This window comes from Salimicrobium salexigens (assembly GCF_900156705.1).
In the GTDB taxonomy this organism is placed as follows: Bacteria; Bacillota; Bacilli; order Bacillales; family Halobacillaceae; genus Salimicrobium; species Salimicrobium album.
This window is the reverse complement of sequence record NZ_FTOK01000006.1, coordinates 73802-97985: the sequence shown is the minus strand read 5'-3', so window position 1 is coordinate 97985 and position 24184 is coordinate 73802. Positions and strand designations below refer to the sequence as shown.

Sequence of the window (24184 nt, the reverse complement as noted above, 5' to 3'; positions counted from 1 at the left end):
TATATGAAAAAGAAGCTGCCGAGGCCCGGCAGCTTCTTCTATTCTGTATATAATTGGTTACAGGAATTATTCTTCAGAACCGGAACTGTCACCCGTTTCTTCGCCGGAAATTTCACTTATTTCTTTCTCCAGCTTATCGAGAATTTCCCCGTCGACCGTGGAAACTTCCTCTCTGTAGAAGTCACGGACGCCCATCGCTTCTTTGCGGAACGCCTCACGCTGTTCTTCCGTCAGTTCTATAACTTCCGTAGCGTTCTCTTCGTCTTCTTTAATGGTCTTCAGCCATTCCTCGTTCTGGGCTTCCTGTTCCTCATATACCCACTCCTGCATTTCCTGCACAGTCTCGTCGATTGTCTTCTGCATTTCTTCATCAAGACCGTCGTACCAGTCGGAGTTCACGGTAGTCATCGCTACATAGTTGTTGTGATTAGAGAGAGTCATGTAATCCTGAACTTCGTGGAACGAAGCATCTCCGATGAAAAAGATAGGGTTCTCCTGACCTTCAACGGTACCGCGGTCAAGCGCCGTGTAGAGCTCTCCCCAGCTCATCGACTGCGGGTCGGCGCCGTAGGCTTTGTAGGATTCCAGAATCAGTGGAGATGTCTGGGTACGCATTTTCAACCCTTCAAAATCTGCAGGTTTTTCGACCTTTTTATTGAAAGTCCACTGCATCGCCCCTTCAGTCCAGAACGCGAGCGGAGTGATACCATGCTCTTCATATTTGGAACGAAGGTCTTTATTCAGAGCTTCACTCTTGTTCAGGACTTCCTGGGTTTTCTTCACACTGTCAGGAAACAGGAAATGCAGAGCGAACAACTGCCCTTCTTTTACCATGTTCCCTGTGAAACCCGGGGACATGACAGCCATCTCGACAGCTCCTGTTTCAAGCTGTTCCACCTGGTCTGATTCATTACCCAGACCTCCGAATTCATAAGGTTCTATCGTGATTTGACCATCGGTTTTCTCATTGATACGTTTCCCGAATTCTTCCGCATACTCGTACTGTACCTGGCCATCCACTTCTTCCGTCACCATTCTCCAGGTTTCTGAACCGCCTCCTGAAGATTCTCCTCCGTCTCCTGAACTTTCTCCGTCACCACCGCCGCCACATGCAGCAAGAAATCCCGACAACGATAAAGCCATGACCCCAGTCAATAAACTCTTTTTGTTAATAATGGTGAAAACCTCCCCAGTTTTTTTGGTATACTTTCATATGCTTATAAAAGCATAAGTGACAACTCTTCGAAGTAAATCAGTAAAAATGCTACTGCTACCATAATCGCTATATACGGCGGCGTTCCTTTAATCACTTCCAGATAAGGTTTATTGAAAACGGCGCTGGCAGTGAAGATGTCGACGCCGAACGGCGGAGTGGCTGAGCCAAGCGCCGCCTGGAAAGTGATAACGACACCCAGGTGGATCGGATCTACTCCGGCCCCCATAGCCGCCGGGTAGAAAATCGGTGTAAGTACAAGAATGACCACAATCGGATCGACGAACATACAGCCGACGAAGAAAAACAGAGATACCATCAGCAGTACGAATATCGCGGATGGTTCTGGACCGAGCACGGCATCTGTTATCATCTGCGGAATGCGCGCAAACGATATGACCCAGGTAAATGCCTGACCTCCTGCTACGAGTACAAACACGGCTGAGGTGACGATACCGGTAGAGCGGGCGATACTCGGCAGTCTTTTAATATGAATAGATCTGTATATAAGTACTTCCAGTATGAACGCATATAGCACGGAAACACCTGCTGCTTCCGTAGGGCTGAACAGCCCGGAGTAGATACCTCCGATGACGATTACGGGGAATCCGATAGGCAGCAGAGCTTTTTTAGTCATGTGCAGTCGTTCTTTCCACGTTGCTTTGTTTGCAAGCGGTATGTCTTTGACGATAGCGTAAATGACGCTGTAAATAGTAAAAGCGAGAAAAACGATGATGCCGGGGATGATACCTGCGATGAACAAGTCTCCTACTGAAGTTCCGGAGACAAGTCCGTACATGATCATTCCGATACTCGGAGGAACGAGCAGAGCTACGTCGCTCGAATTGATGATAAGTGCGATAGCGGTCGGATCTTTATAACCGATTTTGAGGAGTCGCTCCCGCATCGGGGTACCGATGGCTACGACGGTAGCCTGGGTCGATCCGGAAATTGCGCCGAAAAGGGTACAGGCGGCAGCTGTAGTAACGGCGTAGCCTCCCCGGATATGTCCGATGAAGGAACCGATGAAATCAAGCAGTCTGTTCGAAGTTTTTCCGGTGGTCATAATATCGGCTGCGAATATGAAGAGGGGAACAGCCAGCAGTACGTAAGCCTCGATCCCCGTCGAGAACTGCTGCATCATGATTACCGGGTCTAAATTCGGAAAATAGATAAAAATGACAATTAGAGGAGCAACCATTAAAGGAACCAGCATCGGAAAGTTCAGCAATAATAGAATGACCATAATTGTTAACATTGTCGCCAGCATATTGTTATCCTCTCTTGTTCGAAGTAGTTACTATAAGTGTCCGGTTTCTTCCACTTTCTCATCTTCCATGTCATTATAGTCCAGGGCTTCCGTACCGATGTATACATTTTCTTTGTCCCTGATGTTCACCCACATGTTACGCAGGAACTGCACGCCCCCCAGGGAAAATCCTATCGGGATAAACATATAGAGGATGTACATCGGCATCTGCAGAGCTGCTGTGACACGGCCGGAGTCTTTAATATCCAGAACATAGAGCGTGGAGTAATAGGCCAGTACGAATAAAATGACAGCCGTCAAAGCCGGGATGAATATAGATAAGACTTTTCTCACCTTAAACGGAGAGAGATCGTAAAAAGCGGACATACTGATATGCCTTCCTTTTCGGGCTGCGTAGCTGATTCCCATGAACGTAGCGACGGTCACTGATATCTGGCTGACCTCATCCGCAAATGGAAGCGTATAGCCGAGCAGCGTCCGGGTAATCGGCTTGCTGATCACCATCAGTGCAATCAGAATGATGGCATAGCTCAGGATGAATTCTTCCAGTTTTAAAATTCCTCGATCTAAAGCTCGAAACAGTTTCAAGTTATGCTATACCCCCTCGGTTATACGCAGGTAATTTGGACATCATTTATTTTACATAAGGCTGAAAGTCCCTACAAACCTGCTTATTTTGCAAATACCCCCTTCTCCTCTCTTTAGAGCGGCTTTTCCTGTGTTATATAAAGAATATCATAAATATAATAAGAAAAGCAGAAGGATTTTACATTTTTCTAAAATTCAGTCAATTAATCTTACACGTAAACACTTGGGAGGAAAGTCATGGTTTTGCATCTTTTCTGTGCATTTTATATAATGAATTATACCATACCATTAAAAGAAGGAGTACATACATATGTCTAAACAGGAGATTGAAGCCCGTATTGCCGAACTGAAATCCGACTATATCCGTGTCCAGGGAGATATGGACAAATTGGAAGCGAACGGGGGAAATGTGGAACGTGCCGAAGCGCAGCTCGAAAAGATTGAAAGTGAACTTTCCGAGCTGAAGAAAGAATTACGTCAAAAATAAGCAGCCGGGTTCAGCCCTGCTGCTTATTTTTTCGTTTCGTCTCCAGTTTTTCCTGAATTTTCTCGAATTCTTTACTCGGAGGGGTAAGGGAAACTACGATATCCCCAGTCTCCGGAGCCAGCTCTCCGTATTCCGTAAAGAAATAAAGCATTCCTGTCGCTTTCTTCTTCACGAATAACTGAACTGCCTGATCATCGAGATTATTCAAATAATCGCTGTACGTATATTTCTCCGTTATGGTCGTTTTTCTTAAAACATACCCGTTCTCCACCATATCATTCAAAGGCTCCCACGTTACATCTTTTCTGAACAGAATCCGCCCGCTGATGGTGTGGTTGAGTCCCTCGAGATTATCTCCCCGCTGGTCACTCAGGTTCAGCTGAAACGTGTTGTTTCTCCCAAATTCCGGCACGAACGTAGTACATATGAGAGCGTTATAAGAATCCATTTCCGTCGCAGTTACGAGATAGTCGTACGGAGTCATATCAATGGAATAGTCGGTCTGCTCACTGAGCATTTCCCCGTGGAACGTTTTCACTCCTTCGGATCTAGCTCTCGTAAGTTTTCTCCAGGAAGAATCGACTACTACGACCGGTACGTCGAGACTCTTAAGAGTAGAGGCAAGCTTAGTCGTGAAGGGATTCCCGCCGACGATCAGCACTCCCGGCGGACCTTCCTGCGAAAGATCGAGCTTTTTCGAAAGCCATCTCATCGAGAACCCGTGAGCCACGACCGTGGTGAACACCAGGGCAAACGTCAGGGAAACGAGTATCTCCGCATCCTCGAATCCGGCATCGGAAAGCGCGCCGGCGAAATAACTCGCTACAGTAAGAGCTACTATCCCGCGAGGAGCAATCCATCCTACGAGTAATTTCTCCGAGTTGTTGAGATCCGTGCCGATAGTCGAAATGAATATAGAAAGGGGCCGTACGACAAAAAGCATAATCAGTACGAAAGCGATGATTTCGGGCTGAAATATTTCCACGAGTGTTTCTCTCGGCAACGAGGCCGTCAGCATAACGAAAATCGCCGAAATCAGGAGCAGGGACATATTCTCCTTAAAGTGCCTCATGTCATTTATCGAGGAAATTCTCATATTCGCAAGCGTCATCCCCATAGCCGTCACTGATAAAAGACCCGTCTCGTGCATAATTTCATCGGCTGCCGTAAAACAGACGATTACAGCTCCGAATACGAAAGCCGATTTCAGAAATTCCGGCACGTAGCCGTTTTCGAACATATATCCGACTCCCCTGCCGAGGCCGTATCCTATTCCTACCGCAAAGACTGCCGCAAGAAAGAAAGTGACCAGAGCAGAAGGTGCGAGCGGATCTCCCATGAGAAAGACGATGATTTCGAAAGTGAATACAGCAAGGAGAGCTCCGATAGGATCTACGATAATCCCTTCCCACTTCAATATTTTGGCAGGCCTCGGTTTAAGTTTGGCCTGACGGAGCAGCGGCAGAATAACGGTCGGTCCCGTCACAATCAGAAGTCCGCCGATAACGAAAGACACTGCGATACTCAGACCGGCAATGTAGTGAGCGGCGAGAGACCCGAGAATCCAGGCGATAAAGGCGCCCAGGGTGACGATCCGGAACACCGGTCTCCCGAGCCCTCTCACCTCTTTAAAATCAAGGTTCAGACTGCCTTCGAACAGGATAATGGCAACGGCGAGACTGATTACCGGAGAGTACAGATCACCGTAACTTTCGGAAGGGTTCATCAGACCGAGTACGGGACCTGCCATGAGTCCGGCCAGGGACATCACTACGATGGCAGGAAGCCTGTATCTCCAGGCGATCCACTGAGAGCCTACTCCCAGCAGACCAATGAGCGTTATTTGTAACAATAATGAATCTATGATCATATAGGTAATCTCCTCATTTTAGAAAAGAGTCTTTTCTCAAAAAAGCATAGCTTTATTCTATATGTAACTTCTTCCCGTGTAAACAAATACAGACGCCGTGAATCCCTCTGTAGGAGCGTTTCAGAATGTAAACCTTTTCATTATTAACTCGCCGGGATCCTGAGCTTTGACATTAAATAGATTGACATAGCATTTGGAGGTTGATAACATAAAGTTCGGTTTTGATTTAATTTTATTTTCTAAAAATTAATATTTTTTAAAAGGCATACTTCCTATTAAGAAGCTGCCTGATACATTGGAGGCGCATCGGTTGAAAAACTCAAGAACTATAGCAGTAGGATTTATGTTGTTCGCCATGTTTTTCGGAGCGGGTAACCTCATTTACCCGGCTTCCCTCGGCATGGGGGCCGGAGAGAACTATCTTCCGGCTATCATAGGTTTCATCCTTACAGGGGTAGGGCTCCCTATTACGGCTGTAATAGCTCTTTCCCTTTCCAAAAATGGGGCTACGGAGATTGCCGGAAGAGTGCACCCGGCTTTTGCTATTGCTTTTGTTTCACTCATTTATCTCGCGATCGGTCCCTTTTTCGGTATCCCGAGAGCGGCCAACGTCGCCTATGAGATGGGAATGGCTCCATTAACCGGAGGCTTAAGTTCCCCCATTCTCTTTGTGTTTTCTCTCATCTTTTTCACCATCGTCTTTCTCATAAGCCGGAACCCTTCGAAACTCGTCGATATAATCGGACGGTGGCTCACTCCGCTTCTTTTCCTGTCTATCGCAGCCCTGGCGGCAGGAGCCCTGTTTCTTCCTTCTTCCGGTTCCGTCGCCCCGGGAGAAAAATACGGGACCACTCCCTTTTTCAGCGGTTTCGTCGAAGGTTACCTGACGATGGATGCTATCGCCGGGCTTGCGTTCGGAATCATCGTCATCACTTCCATCCAGCAGCAGGGAGTCACTGACCAAAAACAACTTACCAGACAGACGATTAAAGCAGGCGCTGTCACTGCCATCGGCCTCAGCCTCGTTTACGCTGCGATCGGCTGGGTAGGAGTGAAAATGGCCCCATCCGGAGATTTCGCCAGCGGAAGTCTTCTCCTGTCCAGTGCCGCCGAAACGATGTTCGGATCTACAGGAACCATTATATTGGGGCTCCTTGTAACGCTCGCCTGTTTTACGACTTGTGTAGGTCTCACCGTAACCTGCGGGCAGTACTTTTCGAAGCGTATCCCGAAGCTTACTTATCTACAGGTCATTACCGTCGTGACCATCCTCAGCCTCGGAATTACAAATCTCGGACTGAACCAGATCATCAAGTATTCGGTACCGGTACTGACATTTCTTTATCCCATCACTATCGTTCTCGTTATTCTTGCGTTTATCGGCAAGTATTTCCGGCACTCGCGCTACGTCTATCGGGGAGCAGTCGCTTTTACCGCAATAATCAGTCTTTATGAAGGGCTTCAGGTGCTGGAGATCAGCATAGAACCACTGACAGCCTTCGTAGAAATGTTGCCGTTCGTAACGATCGGGCTCGCCTGGGTCCTCCCCGCTTTCGCAGGGGGCGTACTCGGAGCGATCATACACGTGCTGATGCCATCCTCTTCAAAACGAAGAAGAGAGAAATACGCATTATCCCGAAGTAAATGATGGGAGAGATGCAAAAAAGAGTTCCTGCCATTTTCGGCGGAACTCTTTTTTTGCATCTTTCTATTCTACATCGTCATAATCAGTTTCCCGTTCTTTATGACGCTTTTGACAGGCTTTGCAAAGCTTCACTTCTTCTTCTTTTTTCGTCTGAAGCAGTTTACCGCAGTTGTTGCATTTACTGAATTCGTTAGGGTTCCCCTGGAACCCTGCAAGTTCGTGTTCCGGTCCCGGCATAAGATTCACTCCTTCTTTTCGGTTGTGAAAATCTTATACCCTTCCCGACCCGTTATTAATCTTCATTGAAGTCGAGAGACCAGCTGCCATTTCTCATTACAGCTTCTTCTGTACCGTCTTCAAGAACTCCGTCTATATCCATTTCGCCGGAGCCCATCATGAAGTCTACGTGTACAAGACTGTGGTTGATCCCGTTCTCATCAAGCTCTTTCTCACTCATGTCAGAACCGCCTTCCACGTTGTTCGGATACGCTTTTCCGAAAGCCAGGTGGCAGGAAGCGTTCTCGTCGTACAGGGTATTGTAGAATATGAGGCCTGACTGCGAGATCGGAGACTCGTGAGGGACGAGCGCCAGTTCACCGAGGTGGGAAGCTCCGTCATCCGTATCAAGCAGCTGCTCCAGTGTTTCCTCTCCCTGCTCGGCAGAAAAGTCGACGACCTCTCCGTCTTTAAAGGTAAGTGTAAAGTTATCGATCACACTGCCCCCGTAATTCAGAGGTTTCGTACTCGAAACGATTCCGTCCACTCCGTATTTGTGAGGAGCCGTAAAAACTTCCTCCGTCGGCATGTTCGGATTGAACGGCACACCGTCTTCCGTCCGGCTAGCTCCGCCTTTCCATATATGCCCCTTCGGAAGAGCAACGGTAAGGTTCGTACCGGGTCCCTGGTAGACGAGCTCTTTATACTGCTTTCTGTTCAGGAACTGCCGTGCGTTTTCAAGCATTTCATTATGCTCATCCCACGCTTTGACCGGGTCCTCCTGGTCGATGCGGACGATAGAGAAAATCTCCTCCCACAGCTTCTCTTTCGCTGTTTCTGCGTCTGCTTCCGGAAATATTTTCTGCGCCCAGGCGGTGATCGGGATACTGACAATCGACCACTGAATCCGGTCGTTCATCGTGTAGTTACGAAATTCGGCCATGGCTTCACTGCGGGATTTCTGCGCTGCAGCAATCTTTTTTGCGTCAATTCCCTGCAGAAGGTCGGGATCTGTTGCACGTACGGAAAGAATGGCCATCCCTTCTTCGCCGAACGATTTGAACATATCCTGCTGCCATTCTGGAACTTCTTTCAATGTCTCTGTATCTGCGTATTCATAGCGCAGGCGGGTAATGTCATCGTCCCCCCAATTGATATGTACGTCTTTTGCCCCCAGTTCAAAAGCTTTCTTTACGATTACCCGCGTAAAGTCCGCTCCCTCTACCGTAGAATTAATGACCAGTTTCTGATCTTTCTGCAGATTGACCCCGGTTCTCAGCGCCAGATCCGCATACTTATCAAGCATATGTTGGTGCATAACACTCATCACCTTTCCAAGGAATTTTTCGCTTTCTATTATTTCACAATTGCCCCTTCAATACAAAAAAGGGACCTTTATGAAGGCCCCCGGCTTTCTTTCATCAGTTTTCTTCCATCAGTTCGGATAATTCTTCCCATCGTTCCATTTTCTGTTCAAGTTCCTCTTCTTTTCTCTGCTGTTCTTTGTACAGTTCTTCAGCTTTATCGAAATTACTTCCGGTTTCGCTGATTTCTGTCCTGATTTCTTCGATCCGTTCTTCTACAGCCGATATATCGTCTTCAATCGTCTTCCATTCCTGCTGGTCCTGATAGGACAGTTTCTTTTTCCGTGTCGCGCGCGACTCTTTTTTCTGAGCAGGTGCGGCCTCCTGTTTCTTTTCCTCTTTCTTTTTCTCCAGGAATTCACTGTAGGCTCCCTGAAACTTCTCGAAATTCCCATCGGTTTCAAGAGCAATCAGCCGATCGGTGATTCTGTCGAGGAAATAACGGTCGTGGCTGACAGTAATGACGACACCCGGGAAGCTGTCGATATAATCCTCAAGCACGCTCAGTGTTTCCGTATCAAGGTCGTTCGTCGGCTCATCGAGAAACAGGACGTTCGGTTCCTCCATCAGTACTTTCAGAAGATACAGTCTGCGGCGTTCGCCCCCCGATAACCTTCTTATATACGTCCACTGATGGCTGCGGGAGAATAAAAACCGCTCAAGCATCTGCTCGGCTGTCACCTGCTGCTTATCTTTCGTCGAGATGACTTCGGCCGTCTCTTTAATGTACCCGATGGCGGTCTGATCGCCATCCAGCTCTTCGTGATCCTGTTTATAGTATCCGATTTTCACAGTAGGTCCGATGTGTACGGCGCCTTCCGACGGTTCTCTCCTCCTCGCCATTATATTGAGCAGCGTCGTCTTTCCGGTACCGTTCGGCCCGATGATCCCGATACGTTCTCCCGGTACAATCAGATCGTTGATATGACGGAATAGATAATCCTCTTCAAATTTATGGCCTATATCCTCGAGTTCCATCACCTGTTTTCCGAGGCGGGTGGAGGCTGTAGCTATATCGGCTTCTTCCTTATCCGTTTCGAACGTCTTCTCCTTCATCGCTTCCACGCGCTGCTTTCTGGCTTTCTGTTTCGTACCTCGGGCTTTCACTCCACGCTTCAGCCATGCAAGTTCCTGTTTCAGCACGTTCTGATGTTTCGCTTCTCTCCGTTTTTCGAGTTCTTCCCGTTCCGCTTTTTTCTCAAGGAAAACTTCGTAGTTACCTTCGTACTCATAAAGTTCTCCTCTTTCCAGTTCAAATATTTTATTTGTTACCCGGTTCAGAAAATAGCGGTCGTGGGTGACAAGCATAAGTGCCCCTTTGTACTGACTCAAATACTCCTCGAGCCATTCGATCGTTTCATTATCAAGGTGGTTGGTCGGTTCATCCAGAAGCAGAAGATCGGCCGGCTGCAGCAGGGCTTTCGCGATCGCCACGCGCTTCTTCTGCCCCCCGGACAGTTCCTTCACCTTATGGTCATACGCCTCGATGCCAAGCTGGGAGAGAACTTTTTTCGCCTCCGTACTTGCTTCCCATGCTCCCGCATCTTCCATTTTTTCCTGCGCTTCCATCAATTCGTTCTGAACCTTTTCATCCTCCGGCTTTTCCATCGTCTGCTGAAGAGCTTTTTCATATCTCCGCAGCACTCTCATTATCTCGGAATCCCCATAATAAATATGTTCAAAAACCGTGTCTTCCTCTTCAAGTTCAGGCTCCTGGGACAAATATTCCACGTGGAAATCCTTGGCGTGATGTACGTTACCTGCATCCTTCGATTCGATATCTGCGAGAATTTTCAGTAACGAGGATTTCCCGGTCCCGTTTACGCCTATGAGACCGATTCTTTCTTTATCTTCCACCGTAAATGAAAGTTCATCGAACAGTGTTTTATCCCCGTACCCTTTAGCGAGATTTTCTGCGATCAGTATACTCATAGCTACCATCCTTTTTCGTTCAGATCATGATTGTATTTTAGCACAGAGACGGACGAATACGAAAAAAACCGCTGCGGGAGCGGTTTCAGCTTGTAGAGGAATCTGTCTTTCTCTGCAAGTTTTGTGGAGTTCTCGCGCGGGGGGTGAATCCCGTTCGCCCTTCATTGAAAAACAAAAAAAATAAAAGCTGCCGAGATTTTCTCGACAGCCTGACATCCAATGTGGATACGTTTTTTCGTTTATTTCTTATCGTTTCTGACAGGGTCCGTGCGTTTCCAGTAATCCATACCCTTCACACCGGGCAGATGGTCCTGATAAAAGACCGGGTCTTTCCCCTGTCTGCGCTGATTCAAATAGTCTTTCAGCGCCGCGTAAGCGATCTTCGATAACAGGAAGATGGCATACAGGTTTATCAGTGCCATAATCCCCATCGTCATGTCCGCAAGCGACCACACGAGACCGAATTCGGCAACGGCCCCGAACATCACCATGAGCAGTACACTCGTACGATAGATGAGCTTCAATCTTCCGCTGTTGCGGATGAATTCAAGGTTCGTTTCACCATAATAGTAGTTACCGATGATGGAGCTGAAGGCGAAAAGGAAGATGGCGACAGCGATAAAGAGAGAAGCCCACTGTCCTATCTCATTCTCAAAAGCCATCTGGGTGATCTGAATCCCTTCTGCCCCTCCTGTATCCGTGTATTCTCCTGAAAAGAGAATAATCGTTGCGGTAGCACTACAGATGACGAGCGTATCAATGAACACCCCAAGCGTCTGGATAAGCCCCTGCTTCACCGGGTGAGTCACTTCCGAGGTGGCAGCTGCGTTCGGTGCACTACCCATACCGGCTTCGTTCGAGAACAGACCACGCTGCACACCAATCATAACCATACCTCCGATGGTGCCGCCCGCGAATTCACGGAAGCCGAAAGCACTGGAAAAAATCAGACCAAGCATATCCGGCACCTGACCCAGGTTGAGAAACAGGACATATAGCGCTAAAGCTACGTAGAAAAATGCCATGATCGGAATAATGAACTGTGTCACCTGGGCGATTCTTCTCAGCCCTCCGAAGATGATGGAAGCTACAATAACCGTCAGAATCAGACCGAGCACCCAGCCTTCGAGGGAAAACGAGCGTTCAAAGGCGGAAGCAATCGTATTAGACTGGACGGAACTGAAAACGAGCCCGTATGTAAAAGTGATGGTGATGGCGAAGACAATTCCGAGAGTACGATTGTTCAGACCTTTTTCCATGTAGTAAGCCGGGCCGCCGCGATACTGATTGTGCTCCGGCGTTTTGAATATTTGCGCCAGCGTACTTTCGATAAAACTCGACGCTCCGCCGAGAATGGCTACAAGCCACATCCAGAACACAGCCCCCGGCCCCCCGGTGGAAACGGCTGCTGCCACACCTGCGAGATTTCCTGTCCCTACCCGGGAGGCAGTACTGATTGCAAATGCCTGAAACGCAGATGTTCCTTTCTTGCCTTCTGCTGTAATCGATCTTTTATCGAAAAGCACCCGGAACATTTCCGGTATGAGACGGAACTGGGCGAATTTCAGCTTTATGGAAAACCATAACCCCAGTCCGAGAAGTACGACGATGAGAACATAGCCCCACAATATATCATTGAAAAAACTTATAACACTTTCCGCTAACCCCATATTCTTTTCCTCCTTAGAATTAAAACCACCAATTCTTCTCCTTCTTTCACTTTACCAAGAAATGAAAACAATTAAAATTCTTTTCCCGAACTGTTTGACATTTTTTCAAGTATCTCTACAATGAGTACCCAATTCATCGAAAGGAGAAAACATTTTATGAAACAGGCCATTTGTACAGTGCTTACGATAATAGGACTCGCCCTGGCCCTCTTTTTCACTTCGGATTACACGGGAACCAATGATAATTACCACATTGATATAGTCGATACTGTCGAGGAAATTGAACATCAGACCCCTGCCACTGTAACGGAGACAACGATTTCGGAACCGGAGGACGGCTTTATGGTCCGCCTCGGGAGAGAAGGCCAGGTTGCAGGCACAGACCTGTTGCTGCCAATGGACGCCGGACTGCTGGATCGCCCTTTACAGGGAGGATTTATACAGCCTGTCACTGAACAGACAGAGGAAGCGCATGCCGCTTTCTCCGTCTAATTCAAAAATATCCGAAATTTCTATTGACTATTTTTCGCAATGTTATAAAATAAAGACTGCAAATGATAACCATTTTCATTTGAACTACATAAAAAAGCCGGGACTATGAAAAAAGTATTTATTTCAACCCTGTTCCTTGCTTTTCTCCTGCTTCTCGCAGCGTGCGGAAACAACTCGGGAGAAGAAGAAAGCTCCGGAAACGGAGAGAAAGCTGAGAAAGAAGAAACTTCTTCAGAAGAAGCCTCCTCTTCCGAAGAAAGAGGCGGAGAAGTTGAAATGCTGGATCTTGTCCGGATGGATGAGTATAAAAACCGGTATCCTCATGAGTTGAGCGGAGGACAGCAGCAGAGGATCGCCCTTGCCAGAGCTATTGCTCCCTCCCCTTCCCTGCTTCTTCTTGATGAACCATTCAGCAGTCTCGATGCCGACCTTCAGATTACTATTCGTAACGAGTTGTATGACATTCTGAAGAAAACGGGAACGACGACTGTTTTCGTCACTCATGACCGGGAAGATGCAAAAGCTGTTGCCGACCGTATCGTTACGATGCGCGACGGTGCCGCTCATGACTGGGACTCCCTGTGTACGACCCTGCCCGAGGCAGAAATACCTTCCGAAGCTGTCCACCATTTTCCCGGTGATCGATAAAAAGCGAGCAATCCCTGAATACTCATCAGGAGTTGCGCGCTTTTGTTTGTTTCTGAACGGGTGGGTCCGCCTTTGTTGTCCAGCTGCAACTTCCAGAAGCTCCTGTTGTAAGCAGTAACCTTATTTTCGGGAGAGAGCACCCGAAAAGTAAGCCTCCTGCTTACACCTGCGCTTCTAATCGGAAGTTTCCGCTTTTTTATTTCATCCAGCTTCGCCATTCAGAAGTCCGTAAGATAAGCTGCCCCTCCTGTTTCGGGACAAAACACCCGAAGCCCGGAGAGTCTGCTTATCTTAGACCTTCTAATCGAATGGCTACGCTTTTGTTTTTACCACGGGAGGCCTGTTCCGTAGATTTCCGCCAGTTCTTTCGATTCTTTTCTTCTTTCTTTTCGCTGGTCATGACGGGCAGAAGCTCCCGCATGGAGACGTTTTTCCTGATCGGTTTCCGGATAAACGGCCGGAATCGGTACAGGTTTATTTTCTTCGTTTACGGCTACCATCGATACAAACGCCGTGGTACATACTTTCCGATCTCCACTCAGCAAGTCTTCCGTTATCGCCTTAACGAATACTTCCATCGAAGTATTGTGAGTCCAGGTCACGAAAGCCTCAAGACATATCGCGTGCCCTTCGAACACAGGATGGAGAAAGTCCACGGAATCGATGGATGCAGTAACTACCGGCTGCCTGCAGTGCCGGACTGCAGCGATTGCCGCAATATCATCGATATACGCCATCAGCTTGCCTCCGAATAACGTCCCGTGACTGTTCGTATCCGGGGGGAGGACGTGAGAATTTTTAACTGTAAAGGATTCTCTGGCTTTTTTCGCTTCCATGTCATCTATCACCTTTCTGATTCTATTCTATAATATAATTTCCTATCTTATTATAGCACGTGCTGCAAGTCGCTCACCCCGAGACCGGGAGTCTTATTTCGAAGACGGCTCCGGAACCTTCCAGATTATAGGCTGAAATCGTTCCGCCGCTTCTCTCGATGATCGCTCTTGAGATCGCCAGGCCAAGACCCGTTTCCCCGTCTTTTCCTTTTTGGAAGCGTTCGAATAAGTGCGGCATAACTTCTTCTCCGATGCCTTCCCCGTCATCCTGTATGCGGATAAGGAAGTCCCCGTTTCTTTCCACCGTAATCGAAAGTCGGGATGACGCATGACGCACTCCGTTTCGCCCTATATTCATGAGAGCCTGCAGGAAACGTTCCGGGTCAGCACTGATGAACCCGTCGCCTTCTATATGCACGTCCACTTCTATATTTTTCTCTTCCGCCAGCGGCAGCAGCCTGTCCGCCGCACGACCTGTCCATTCACTTAATTTCAGGTCTTCCGGCCGATAAATATCTTCGTTACTGTCGAGTTTGGCCAGCAGAATCATTTCATTTACGATTTTTTTCAGGCGGTCGATTTCTTCCACCATCACCGTAAGACCACGATCTCTTTTCTCTCCTTCAAACACACCGTCCCTTATACCTTCCGCATATCCCTGGATGGACATGAGAGGAGTTTTGAGCTCGTGGGAGGCGTTTTGGAAAAACTGCTGCTGTGTACGGATGTATCTTTCAAGTTCTCCGGCCATCTGTCTTACACTCTGGTCCACTTCTTTTATTTCTCCGGTCGCTTGTACGGGCTGTACTTCATTGAATTTACGCTTTTCAATCTTTTTGACCTCCTGTTTCAACCGTTCAAGAGGAGTGACGAGCTTTCTTGTGAACAGATAACTGACAACTGCTGCAAGAAGCAGGCCAAGAACAAAGATGAGCATTATTCTCCAGACGAAATTCATCTGGATGGCGGCCAGGTCCCCGATAGGCGTAGCCATCACCAGTACCTGGTCCCCCCTCAGTTCATGATCCGAGACGACGTACTGGCCGTACCCGCTGTCCCACGTGTCACTTCCCGCAAGCTCTTCTTCGTAACGTTCCACCCAGTCTGACGCTGCCTCTTCCGGGAGAGTGTGAAACAACAGCTCTCCGGTGGACTTATCAAACAGGAGAAGGGGGTAGTTCTGATCCTGAATCAGACTCGAGACTTCCGGAGACTGGAGAAGACGATCCGGATCGTTCAAAATGTCGACGAGCAGCTCCGCACGCATTTCCAACTGCCTTTTTTCATCCATAATAAAAATATCCATAACGAGGGAGTACAGTACGATTGCCGTAATCGTCATTACGACGAGAATGAGTCCCGTAAAGGCGGTGTTCAGCTGATGGAGCAGTCTCATGAGCCCGGAGACCTCAATCTGTACCCGTATCCCCACACCGTTTCAAGATCGAGATCGGGGAATTTCTTTCTGAGTCGTTTCATCAGATCGTCAACAGCTCTGTCACTCCCGAAGTAATCCATACCCCATACGGACTCGAGAAGCGTCTCCCGGGAAAAAGCTTTATTCTCGTGTTCGGCAAGCACACGGAGCATCTCGAACTCTTTCTGGGTCGTCTCCACTTCCTCCCCTGCATAAAAAGCAAGACGTTCCGTTAAGTTCAGCTCAAGGTTCCCGGAAAGAATCGTCTCCTCCCCGTCGGCTCCTCTCCCCTTCTGCATCTGTTTCCAGCGTTTCACATGCCTCTTGACGCGGGCAACAAGCTCGCGCGGGCTGAACGGCTTAGTCAGGTAATCATCACCTCCGAGCTCCAGCCCCAGTATTTTATCCACCTCTTCGTCTTTGGCTGAAATAATAATGATCGGAACTTCCGAATGCGTGCGTACCTTTTTACAAAATTCATAACCATCCATTCCGGGCAGCATAATATCCAGGACCCACAGATCAGGTTTTGCGGACTTATTGAATAATTCCCATGCCTGTTCCGCCGAATCCACATCCTCCACCCGGTACCCTTCTTTCTCCAGATACGTTTTCACGATTTCCCGGATGTTATTATCATCTTCCACGAGTCCTATATAAGTGTCCATTCCATTACCTCCTGTATTTACATATTTATTCCGTAAATAATCCATATTCATCCCATATCTCTTTTTTATAATAAGTTATACAACATCTTCTCACAGATTTATTCATATTGTATCAGAAAGGAGCGGTTTCCGAACGATGAAACTATTTCAGCGCAACGGAGACGGTAAACGGGTCTCCAAACGAAACGGATTCGCCTTCGGGGTCTTCGGAGCCATCGTAGCCGTTTTTATCGTAACGGCACTATTCCAGTCCCAGGGGATTCAGATAAATATAGAAACAAACCCTGAAAAAGCTCAGGCGAACCCGCTTACTGTCGAAAACACCGAAAAAAATAATATTAAAGCTATTCAGGCCGCACAGGAAGCGGTCGTAGGCGTAAGTGCCGTGAAAGAAGGAGCACGCGGAGAAAAAAGTGCCGGTACAGGTTCAGGAGTCATATATAAAAAGGACGGAGACAAGGCCCTTGTTGTGACGAATCACCACGTCATCGAACAGGCTTCCGACCTGGAGGTCACTTTAAGTGACGGCACCAAAACGGATGCCGAACTCCAGGGAAGTGACCCCTTTACGGACCTGGCAGTTCTGGAAATAGACGCTGAGCACGTTTCCAAAGTAGCAGATTTTGCGAAGAGTGAAGATGTAGAGGTCGGTCAGACGGCTTTCGCCATCGGTAACCCGTTAGGTATGGACTTCGCCGGTTCCGTGACCAAAGGAATCGTAAGCGGTCTGGACAGAAACGTACCCGTCGATTTGAACGGGGATTCAGAACCGGATTGGCATACTACCGTTCTCCAGACCGATGCTGCCATCAACCCGGGTAACAGCGGCGGGGCTCTGATTAATCAGAACGGAAAAGTGATCGGTATCAATTCGATGAAGATAGCGAAAGCGGAAGTAGAAGGCATCGGATTCGCCATCCCGGCAGAGACGGTCACTTCCATCACCTCGGAACTCGAATCGAAAGGAGAAGTGGAACGCCCTTATATCGGGGTCTCTCTCTATGATTTATCTCAACTGCCGGCACGCGCTGTTCAGGGGGAACTGAATCTTCCTGAAAACGTAGAAGGCGGCGCAGTAGTCGGTAAAACCGCAACAGGCACACCTGCAGCAGAAGCAGGACTGAAGCAAAATGATGTGATTACAGCAATTAACGGAGAAACGGTCGCCTCCACCCTCGACCTGCGCAAGTATCTGTATGAGGATGCAAAAGCAGGAGACGAAGCGACGCTGACCGTTTACAGAAACGGCCAGCAACAGCAAATAACCCTGACACTGAGTGAGCAATAAACAAAAGCGGAAACTTCCGGTTAGAAGCGCTGGCGTAAGCAGGGGACTTACTTTTCGGGTGCCTTTCCCGAAAATAAGGGTACTGCTTACAACAGGAGCTTCTGGAAGTTGCAGCTGGATAAAACAAAAGCGGAACCACCCGTTCAGAAGTTCCGGACTAAGCAGAAAGTTCGCTTTTCAGACGGTCTTTCCTGAAAAAGAAGCTGCTGCTTAGAACGCGGACTTCTGGGTGGTGCAGCTGGAGAAACAAAAGCGGAAACTTCCGGTTAGAAGCGCTGGCGTAAGCAGGGGAATTACTTTTCGGGTGCCTTTCCCGAAAATAAGGGTACTGCTTACGGCAGGAGCTTCTGGAAGTTGGAGCTGGATGAGGAAAAAAAAGCGGAACCACCCGTTTTTCAAATACCGCGTGGAGGCGGAATTCCCTCCACGTCACCGGCAGAACGCCGGTGAAGGGCTCCCCTCTTTGCCCTGGTATATCCCAATATGACGACGGGATACGATAAAGAATTTCTGAAAGACCCGAACTCTCTGGTAGTACACCAGAAAACCTGACCTCTCTTCGGACGGAGTACACTTCAAGTGTGCTCCGTTCGTTTTCGTTCATTTATAAACGGGAATCCTTACTCTATAACACTTATTCAGAAAGGAGTCTCTCCATGCAGAAGCGAAGTGTCATTCTTGCCTACATTCTCTGGCTGTTCCTCGGCCAGCTGGGCATTCACAGATTTTATACAGGACGCACAGGCTCCGGAATCATCCAGCTGATTCTCGGCGCAGCCGGCTGGGCTACTACAGGTATACTGATTGGCTGGTTCCCTCTTTTCGTACTCTGGATCTGGCTGGTTATCGATATTTTCCTTATTCCGGGCATGTGCCGCAACCCTGAATAATACAAAAAAGAGTTCAACCCCTGAGATTGGGAGTTGAACTCTTTTTTTCATTTATAAAACCGGAGAAAGCAGCCGGGCGATCGCTTCTTTAAAGCGGATCCACACCGAGCGCTGCTCGTACAGGGAGTGGGTCAGCTCAGTAGTGAGCTCACTGTCCTCCATGAACCTGTCCGTCAGTGCACCGGCAAGTTTCGTATCATAAACAAACGCATTCACTTCAAAATTAAGACGGAAACTCCGTACGTCGATGTTCGCTGTACCTACCGAGGAGACCACGCCGTCAGCTACAATCGTCTTCGCATGCAGAAAACCGTTCTGATAAATGTAGACTTTGGCACCTGCCCACAGCAGATCTCCGACGTTTGAATACGTCGCCCAGTATACAAAAGGGTGATCCGGTTTGTTAGGAATCATCACTCGCACATCCACCCCGGAAAGAGAAGCGACGCGCAAGGCATCAAGCAGACTGTCGTCCGGAATGAAGTAGGGCGTCTGGATGTATACATACTCTTTCGCTGAAAGAATCGTCTTGATGTATCCGTGCTTGATCTGTTCCCATTCGGAATCAGGGCCGCTTGAGACGATCTGTACTGCCGAATCCCCGGGCTCCGACTCAAAGAGGGGATAGAATCGCTCGTCATACAGAATGTCGCGTTTGGAAGCCTGGTTCCAGTCCAGAATAAACCGTGTCTGTAAATTGTGGACGGCACTCCCTCTGACACGCAGGTGCGTATCTCTCCAATACCCGAATTTCTTATCTTTGCCGAGATATTCATCCCCGATATTGAACCCGCCGATGTATCCGACCGTTCCATCAATGATTGCCAGTTTCCGGTGATTCCTGTAGTTGATTTTCATGTTCAGTTTAGGAATGAGTGGAGGGAAGAAAGATTCCATCTCCACACCGGCACGCTTCATTTCTTTTATGTAGGAGCGGCTCAACAGCCGGGACCCCATGTCGTCATACAACAGTTTCACAGAGACCCCTTCTTCGGCCTTTTTTCTCAGAACCGTTCCGAGCCTCCTCCCCAGGTTATCGTGACGCAATATGTAATAAAGGAGGTGAACATGGTCCTGAGCTTTCTCAATATCCTGCATCAGTGCCTGGAATTTCTCCTCTCCATCCGTATAGAGATCCAGTTTATTATCCTGGCTAAGTAGTGCATCATTGTTTTTCAAATGCATATAAATCTGGTCTTCGTGAGGAGCGACTTCCGGATGTTTCAATTCAAACTCATCATTATCGATTGCACGCAGCTGTTCCTGCACAGCCGCTAACAGGCCGAGGCGTGCTTTCTTATCCCACGTGAATATTTCTTTTCTGCTTAACCGGCGGCCGAACATCAGATAAATAATGAAACCGGCTACAGGAACAAACATCAATACCATCAGCCACGCCCATGTGGCACTGGCGTCCCTGCGTTCCAGGAATATAATCGTAAACCCGAGCAGAACGTTTAAAAAAATGATCGCCGTTACAAAATAAGGTATAAATTCCACGTCTGCCACTTCCCTTTCTCGAAATTCCTTCTCTGTTCACTATATCATAGGGGTTTTGATAGAAGAAAGATATACCGAAGTTTATGTGTGACATACCGCGCTTCTTTCTTATACAAAAGAAGCAGGAATACTGTCTCCTGCTTCTTACTCCACGAGAAATCCTCTTTCTCTCAGTTCCCGTAGCGCCTCATGGAGAGCTCCCTCCCTCTCGGACGCTATCTCATGAGTGTGGACACCTCCGGTCAATTCCAGAAGATAAGAAGCATTCGAGGAATGGACCTGTTCTACGAAACGTTCCACATCACGGCGGTTTTCGAGATGGAGCTCGGCTTTCATGTCTCCATAAACCGGGTGTTCAACCACTACACTCTTTACATGTGCCCCGTGATCGACAAGAATGTCGAGTTCCTCCTTCGTCTCGGAAGGGCTGTGGCAGCATACAATCGTCTTCCTGTAGGGAAAATCCTGCTTTTCGTCTTTCATGTAAAGATAGCCCTGACTGGTAGCTATAATCGGCTCACCTCCGGCTTTTAGCAGTGAAACGTCAGCCACGATCACCTGTCTTGTCACCTTCATTTCTTCTGCCAGCAGTTTACCGGTAACAGCAGCCCCCCGTATTTTCAGTCGTTGCAAAATAGCTTCCCGGCGCTCGGAGGCTCTCAGTTTCTTTCCGTAAGTCATAGGTGCACCCCTCTTTCTCCTTATATGATTCACGTAACATCAAAGGCTTCCCTGTTTCTATTCCTGTTTCAGGGAAATCGGGAGACCTGCCCGGAGCTCGAACAGATCCGCTCACTCCCTACACATAGGATGTGATTTCTACAGGAGCAAGCTCCCACATCTTCACTCCGAACGTGGAAGTTCCAAGAGAAGTGAATGCAAGATCGGACAATGCAGCATCCGCAAAGATACGTGATGTGAATACTTCTTCCCCGCCGTTTACGAAGATTTCAAGCGACGAACGATCGATAAACAGATGCAGATTGCGAAGAGGGCCGTCCAGCTGTACATGCCTGAATTCGGTCTTCTCCGGTTCTTCGGGGTGAGGACGGGAGAGGGTGAGAAGATTTTCGGATTTTTTATAGGAAAACGATGCTTCACGGAACAGTTCCACTGCCCACATGTCCTCCAGTGATTCAAACTCGATCTCAAGCTCTGCTGCCCTGCCGTTCACACCTTCCAACTCCTGCTGATCGTTGGTAATCTCGGCTTTCTTCTCAACGGGTTCCCTGCTTTTTCTCCATTGGCGAGCCTCGGGGAAAGGACGCTGAATAATTTTGTCCCCGTCCCATGAAAGTTCTCTCGGAATAGTCCAGGTATGTGTCCATCCGCTGTTTACCGTCGGATGTGACTCTTCATACTGTCCGGGTACTCCCATCCAGGCGATCATCAATCGGCGTCCGCCCGTTTCGAACGTCTGCGGTGCGTAAAATTCGAAACCCCGATCCAGCTCCCTGAAATCTTCCTTTCGCCATCTCTTCCCTTCTGTCACTCCGGAAATATATCCGGCCTGGGAGGCATTCCGGAAATGGATATCCTCTGAGGTTAATCCGCGGGCGCTGAAGAAAAGAATGTCTTCCCCATCCAGAGTGAAGTAATCCGGATTCTCCCACATTTCTCCCTCCTGATTTCCCGCTTCCGCCAGACGTTTAACGACTTCCCATTCTTTCAGGTCGGGGGACGTATACAGGAGAATTACCCCTCTGTCCCCCTCTGTTTGCGAACCGGCCGCCATGAACCACTGATCCCCTTCTCTCCACACGTTGGGGGAGCGGAAAGAAGAGGTGACGTTTTCCGGCAAATCGAGGAGCACTTCCTGTTTCTCGAAGCTGTGACCGTTCTCCGAAACCGCTACGGCCGGATACTCCCGTATTTGTCCATCCTTATCTTTTGCATACCCAGTATAGAACAAGTGAAGGACACCGTCTTTGATGACGGCGCTCCCTGCAGAACAGCCCTCGGCATCGTACCACTCACCCGGTACGAGAGCCGGTTCTTCAAGAGTGTAATGGAGGAAATCGACTGTACGGTAATGTCCCCGTATTTTCATACTGTGCCCGGTGTCGAACGGGTTCCATTGAAAGAACAAATGATACTCTCCGTCCCATTCCACAAGCCCGGCAGGTTCGCCCATCAGCCCCACCGGAGCCATAAGATGATAGCTCTGCCGATGCGGATCGGCTTCCACTTCATTTCTGTTTTTATGTATCTCTTTTTTTACGGATTTCTTGAATTCTTCCTCTTTCATGAATGCTCACTCCTTCACCCGTGTATTTCTTCCTTCGAAAAAAAGCCCGGAAAGACGTGCTTCCGGGCCGGAGTTCCTTAATTTACTTTGCTGTCACCGAAGCAATGACCGTTTCACCGGCGGTTGCGTTCTCCGTTTGATGGACTTCAAAAGACTCGACAGCATCATCATAGTTTGTAATTACTACGGGAGTGACGACCGCCTTGGCTTTTTCGGCAACAAGGTCTTTATCGAAGGTGACAAGAGGGTCTCCTGTCTTCACTTTGTCTCCCTGGCTTACATGACCTTCAAAACCTTCTCCTTCCATGGATACGGTTTCCAGACCTATATGGACAAGGATTTCCAGACCATTGGAAGTTTTGACACCGACAGCGTGGTTAGTCGGGAATATTTGAACGATCTCTCCGTCCACCGGACTTACCACCTTTCCGTCTGACGGTTCGATAGCCATGCCATCTCCCATCATGCGCTGGCTGAATACGGGATCCGGCACCTCATCGAGTGCTACTACTTTACCATTCACCGGTGCTACAATCGAAATGTTTTTATCTTCTTTACCAAATAATTTTTTGAACATGTCGTCGTCCATCCTTTCTATTCGTTATCTTTTATCCGTTTTCCCTCGACCATTATATTTAAACCACACGGGACTGTACACTCTTTTTGTGTTTCCCGCGCTGAAATCTTCCGTGCAGCAGTATGTAAACACCGACAATAAGTACGATGAAAATGGAGCTGTTCACGTAAAGACTGCGAAAGCCTACGGATTCTGCAACAATCCCTACAAGAAAAGATCCGGAGCCGATGCCGATATCAAAAATAGTGAAAAAGGTCGCCGTTGCCGCTCCGGCGCGTTTCGGAACCTTTTGCAGAGCGATGGTCTGCATGCTCGGTACAAGTGTGCCGTAGCCCAGTCCAATCAGACCACCGGCTGCCAGCAGGACGAAAGCCGTCTGTGCTGATCCGAGCAGATACATCCCTATACTGAAGATGAAAATCGCCGGAATAACGATAATGTTTTCGCCATACTGATCAAACCATTTTCCGGTAAACGGCCGTGACAGAAGCAGTACTACGGCATAAACGACGAAGAAGTAGCTTGCCGCTTCTTCCAGCCCGATGTTTTTAGCATGTACGGAAACAAACGACAATACACTCGAGTAGGCCAGAGCGATGAACGCCCCGGTCAGAGCCACCGGAAGCACCGACTTTTCGAGAAGACCGTTCACCCCCGGCATAAGACTTTGTGGTCTGTCCGCCTCAGGGAGTTTCGGGACGCGGATAAATAACCCGGTGGCGAATGCCAGACCGGCGAATAACGTGCAGACTGCAAAAAGCGTCGTATACGTGTACGACTGGATAAGGGTGAGTCCGACAAAGGGACCGGCCACCATAGCCAAATTCATGGACATAGCGAAATACCCCATTCCTTCACCCTTACGCGAATCAGGGACGACATCAGCGGCCAGCGCCCCCATAACAGTCGTACCCATACCGAATCCTATCCCCTGGATAAACCGGATAAGAAGAAGCCAGCCGAAGGATTCCGCAAAGAAGTAGAATCCGCTGCTTACGAAGAAAATGGTGACAGCCGTTATCAGCATCGGCATCCTTCCTATAGCATCCACCCAGTGACCCGAAAGGGGGCGTATAATAATAGCCGAAAGGAGAAAGACAGTGACTACGAGCCCGGCTCTGCTCTCAGGCACCTGCAGCTGTTCGATGGAAAAAATCGGCATCGTTACAAACAGTATGTAAAACACGAGAAATATGAAAAAGTTACTGGTACATACGTTCAAAAAACTTTTCGTCCACAAAGGTTGTTTCATCGTTCTCCGTCCTTTTTTTCTAACAGTTGAAGTTACACTAATTTGTAAGCACGCCCACCATTATAACAATATCCAAAAGGTGGTGTCTATTTATCCCTCCGGCCATTCTTCAT

General features: G+C 48.4%; 22 protein-coding genes. 6 read left to right on the top strand and 16 right to left on the bottom strand.

The window, feature by feature from the left end; genetic code table 11:
- Positions 1–66: 66 nt before the first annotated feature.
- The 3 genes from BW931_RS08630 to BW931_RS08620 form a co-directional block, all read right to left on the bottom strand.
- Entirely contained in the window at positions 67–1143 is a 1077-nt protein-coding gene (locus BW931_RS08630; RefSeq protein WP_076571593.1) for a DctP family TRAP transporter solute-binding subunit, read from the bottom strand.
- A gap of 74 nt (positions 1144–1217) precedes the next feature.
- Entirely contained in the window at positions 1218–2483 is a 1266-nt protein-coding gene (locus BW931_RS08625; protein ID WP_076571591.1) for a TRAP transporter large permease, read from the bottom strand.
- A 30-nt stretch (positions 2484–2513) separates the two neighbouring features.
- Positions 2514–3071 carry a TRAP transporter small permease gene (locus tag BW931_RS08620; protein WP_076571589.1) on the bottom strand — a complete coding sequence of 186 codons (558 nt, stop codon included), beginning with the start codon at positions 3069–3071 and terminating at the stop codon, positions 2514–2516.
- A gap of 310 nt (positions 3072–3381) precedes the next feature.
- Here BW931_RS08620 and BW931_RS13635 point away from each other — a divergent pair, with 310 nt between their 5' ends.
- The gene (locus BW931_RS13635; RefSeq protein ID WP_176765432.1) at positions 3382–3558 is read left to right on the top strand and encodes an SE1832 family protein; all 177 of its coding nucleotides are present in this window, start codon (positions 3382–3384) and stop codon (positions 3556–3558) included.
- Positions 3559–3568: 10 nt separating this feature from the next.
- Here the strand turns inward: BW931_RS13635 and BW931_RS08615 are convergent, their stop codons facing one another.
- On the bottom strand, positions 3569–5428 hold the full coding sequence (locus BW931_RS08615) for a cation:proton antiporter (RefSeq protein ID WP_084193892.1): 1860 nt from the start codon (positions 5426–5428) through the stop codon (positions 3569–3571).
- A 310-nt stretch (positions 5429–5738) separates the two neighbouring features.
- Here BW931_RS08615 and brnQ point away from each other — a divergent pair, with 310 nt between their 5' ends.
- A complete protein-coding gene (gene brnQ, locus BW931_RS08610) occupies positions 5739–7076 on the top strand; it encodes a branched-chain amino acid transport system II carrier protein (protein ID WP_076571587.1) in 1338 nt (445 codons plus the stop codon).
- 60 nt (positions 7077–7136) lie between these two features.
- Here the strand turns inward: brnQ and BW931_RS13390 are convergent, their stop codons facing one another.
- From BW931_RS13390 to BW931_RS08595, 4 genes are all read right to left on the bottom strand, one after another.
- Complete coding sequence (locus BW931_RS13390; protein WP_008589388.1) at positions 7137–7310, bottom strand: hypothetical protein; 174 nt, start codon at positions 7308–7310, stop codon at positions 7137–7139.
- 55 nt (positions 7311–7365) lie between these two features.
- On the bottom strand, positions 7366–8607 hold the full coding sequence (locus BW931_RS08605) for an aminopeptidase (RefSeq protein WP_084193891.1): 1242 nt from the start codon (positions 8605–8607) through the stop codon (positions 7366–7368).
- Positions 8608–8710: 103 nt separating this feature from the next.
- Positions 8711–10585 carry an ABC-F family ATP-binding cassette domain-containing protein gene (locus tag BW931_RS08600; RefSeq protein ID WP_076571583.1) on the bottom strand — a complete coding sequence of 625 codons (1875 nt, stop codon included), beginning with the start codon at positions 10583–10585 and terminating at the stop codon, positions 8711–8713.
- 239 nt (positions 10586–10824) lie between these two features.
- Positions 10825–12255 (bottom strand): alanine/glycine:cation symporter family protein, encoded by a 1431-nt coding sequence (locus BW931_RS08595; protein ID WP_076571581.1) that lies wholly within the window; start codon positions 12253–12255, stop codon positions 10825–10827.
- Positions 12256–12411: 156 nt separating this feature from the next.
- On the opposite strand from BW931_RS08595, the gene BW931_RS08590 reads away from it, so the two are divergent.
- Entirely contained in the window at positions 12412–12747 is a 336-nt protein-coding gene (locus tag BW931_RS08590) for a hypothetical protein (protein ID WP_008589381.1), read from the top strand.
- Positions 12748–12852: 105 nt separating this feature from the next.
- On the top strand, positions 12853–13395 hold the full coding sequence (locus tag BW931_RS13385; RefSeq protein WP_084193890.1) for an ATP-binding cassette domain-containing protein: 543 nt from the start codon (positions 12853–12855) through the stop codon (positions 13393–13395).
- 326 nt (positions 13396–13721) lie between these two features.
- On the opposite strand, the gene BW931_RS08580 is transcribed toward BW931_RS13385, so the two are convergent.
- The 3 genes from BW931_RS08580 to BW931_RS08570 all read right to left on the bottom strand — a co-directional run bounded on the left by BW931_RS08580 (position 13722) and on the right by BW931_RS08570 (position 16316).
- Complete coding sequence (locus BW931_RS08580; protein WP_076571579.1) at positions 13722–14231, bottom strand: acyl-CoA thioesterase; 510 nt, start codon at positions 14229–14231, stop codon at positions 13722–13724.
- A 73-nt stretch (positions 14232–14304) separates the two neighbouring features.
- Positions 14305–15663 (bottom strand): sensor histidine kinase, encoded by a 1359-nt coding sequence (locus BW931_RS08575; RefSeq protein ID WP_234972608.1) that lies wholly within the window; start codon positions 15661–15663, stop codon positions 14305–14307.
- Positions 15624–16316: a response regulator transcription factor gene (locus BW931_RS08570; RefSeq protein WP_076571575.1), complete on the bottom strand. Its 693-nt coding sequence runs from the start codon at positions 16314–16316 to the stop codon at positions 15624–15626. Before BW931_RS08570 ends, BW931_RS08575 begins: the two co-directional genes overlap by 40 nt.
- 136 nt (positions 16317–16452) lie before the next feature.
- Between BW931_RS08570 and BW931_RS08565 the strand changes: the two genes are divergently transcribed.
- Both BW931_RS08565 and BW931_RS08555 read left to right on the top strand, forming a co-directional pair.
- Positions 16453–17604: a S1C family serine protease gene (locus BW931_RS08565; RefSeq protein WP_076571572.1), complete on the top strand. Its 1152-nt coding sequence runs from the start codon at positions 16453–16455 to the stop codon at positions 17602–17604.
- 656 nt (positions 17605–18260) lie between these two features.
- Positions 18261–18494: a TM2 domain-containing protein gene (locus BW931_RS08555; RefSeq protein WP_008589371.1), complete on the top strand. Its 234-nt coding sequence runs from the start codon at positions 18261–18263 to the stop codon at positions 18492–18494.
- Between the two features lie 51 nt (positions 18495–18545).
- Here the strand turns inward: BW931_RS08555 and cls are convergent, their stop codons facing one another.
- The 5 genes from cls to BW931_RS08530 form a co-directional block, all read right to left on the bottom strand.
- Positions 18546–19994: a cardiolipin synthase gene (gene cls, locus BW931_RS08550; RefSeq protein WP_076571568.1), complete on the bottom strand. Its 1449-nt coding sequence runs from the start codon at positions 19992–19994 to the stop codon at positions 18546–18548.
- Between the two features lie 144 nt (positions 19995–20138).
- The gene (locus BW931_RS08545; protein WP_076571566.1) at positions 20139–20675 is read right to left on the bottom strand and encodes a transcription repressor NadR; all 537 of its coding nucleotides are present in this window, start codon (positions 20673–20675) and stop codon (positions 20139–20141) included.
- 118 nt (positions 20676–20793) lie between these two features.
- On the bottom strand, positions 20794–22242 hold the full coding sequence (locus BW931_RS08540; protein WP_076571564.1) for a glycoside hydrolase family 32 protein: 1449 nt from the start codon (positions 22240–22242) through the stop codon (positions 20794–20796).
- An 82-nt stretch (positions 22243–22324) separates the two neighbouring features.
- Positions 22325–22819: a PTS sugar transporter subunit IIA gene (locus BW931_RS08535; protein ID WP_008589367.1), complete on the bottom strand. Its 495-nt coding sequence runs from the start codon at positions 22817–22819 to the stop codon at positions 22325–22327.
- 58 nt (positions 22820–22877) lie between these two features.
- On the bottom strand, positions 22878–24071 hold the full coding sequence (locus tag BW931_RS08530; RefSeq protein WP_076571563.1) for an MFS transporter: 1194 nt from the start codon (positions 24069–24071) through the stop codon (positions 22878–22880).
- Positions 24072–24184 lie beyond the last annotated feature (113 nt).

Bases quoted from the DNA above. Each gene is read 5' to 3' on its own strand.
- BW931_RS08630 (WP_076571593.1), bottom strand. From the start codon at position 1,143: ATGGCTTTATCGTTGTCGGGATTTCTTGCTGCATGTGGCGGCGGTGGT.
- BW931_RS08625 (WP_076571591.1), bottom strand. From the start codon at position 2,483: ATGCTGGCGACAATGTTAACAATTATGGTCATTCTATTATTGCTGAAC.
- BW931_RS13635 (WP_176765432.1), top strand. From the start codon at position 3,382: ATGTCTAAACAGGAGATTGAAGCCCGTATTGCCGAACTGAAATCCGAC.
- BW931_RS08615 (WP_084193892.1), bottom strand. From the start codon at position 5,428: ATGATCATAGATTCATTATTGTTACAAATAACGCTCATTGGTCTGCTG.
- BW931_RS13390 (WP_008589388.1), bottom strand. From the start codon at position 7,310: ATGCCGGGACCGGAACACGAACTTGCAGGGTTCCAGGGGAACCCTAAC.
- BW931_RS08605 (WP_084193891.1), bottom strand. From the start codon at position 8,607: ATGCACCAACATATGCTTGATAAGTATGCGGATCTGGCGCTGAGAACC.
- BW931_RS08600 (WP_076571583.1), bottom strand. From the start codon at position 10,585: ATGAGTATACTGATCGCAGAAAATCTCGCTAAAGGGTACGGGGATAAA.
- BW931_RS08595 (WP_076571581.1), bottom strand. From the start codon at position 12,255: ATGGGGTTAGCGGAAAGTGTTATAAGTTTTTTCAATGATATATTGTGG.
- BW931_RS08590 (WP_008589381.1), top strand. From the start codon at position 12,412: ATGAAACAGGCCATTTGTACAGTGCTTACGATAATAGGACTCGCCCTG.
- BW931_RS13385 (WP_084193890.1), top strand. From the start codon at position 12,853: ATGAAAAAAGTATTTATTTCAACCCTGTTCCTTGCTTTTCTCCTGCTT.
- BW931_RS08580 (WP_076571579.1), bottom strand. From the start codon at position 14,231: ATGGAAGCGAAAAAAGCCAGAGAATCCTTTACAGTTAAAAATTCTCAC.
- BW931_RS08570 (WP_076571575.1), bottom strand. From the start codon at position 16,316: ATGGACACTTATATAGGACTCGTGGAAGATGATAATAACATCCGGGAA.
- BW931_RS08565 (WP_076571572.1), top strand. From the start codon at position 16,453: ATGAAACTATTTCAGCGCAACGGAGACGGTAAACGGGTCTCCAAACGA.
- BW931_RS08555 (WP_008589371.1), top strand. From the start codon at position 18,261: ATGCAGAAGCGAAGTGTCATTCTTGCCTACATTCTCTGGCTGTTCCTC.
- BW931_RS08545 (WP_076571566.1), bottom strand. From the start codon at position 20,675: ATGACTTACGGAAAGAAACTGAGAGCCTCCGAGCGCCGGGAAGCTATT.
- BW931_RS08540 (WP_076571564.1), bottom strand. From the start codon at position 22,242: ATGAAAGAGGAAGAATTCAAGAAATCCGTAAAAAAAGAGATACATAAA.
- BW931_RS08535 (WP_008589367.1), bottom strand. From the start codon at position 22,819: ATGTTCAAAAAATTATTTGGTAAAGAAGATAAAAACATTTCGATTGTA.
- BW931_RS08530 (WP_076571563.1), bottom strand. From the start codon at position 24,071: ATGAAACAACCTTTGTGGACGAAAAGTTTTTTGAACGTATGTACCAGT.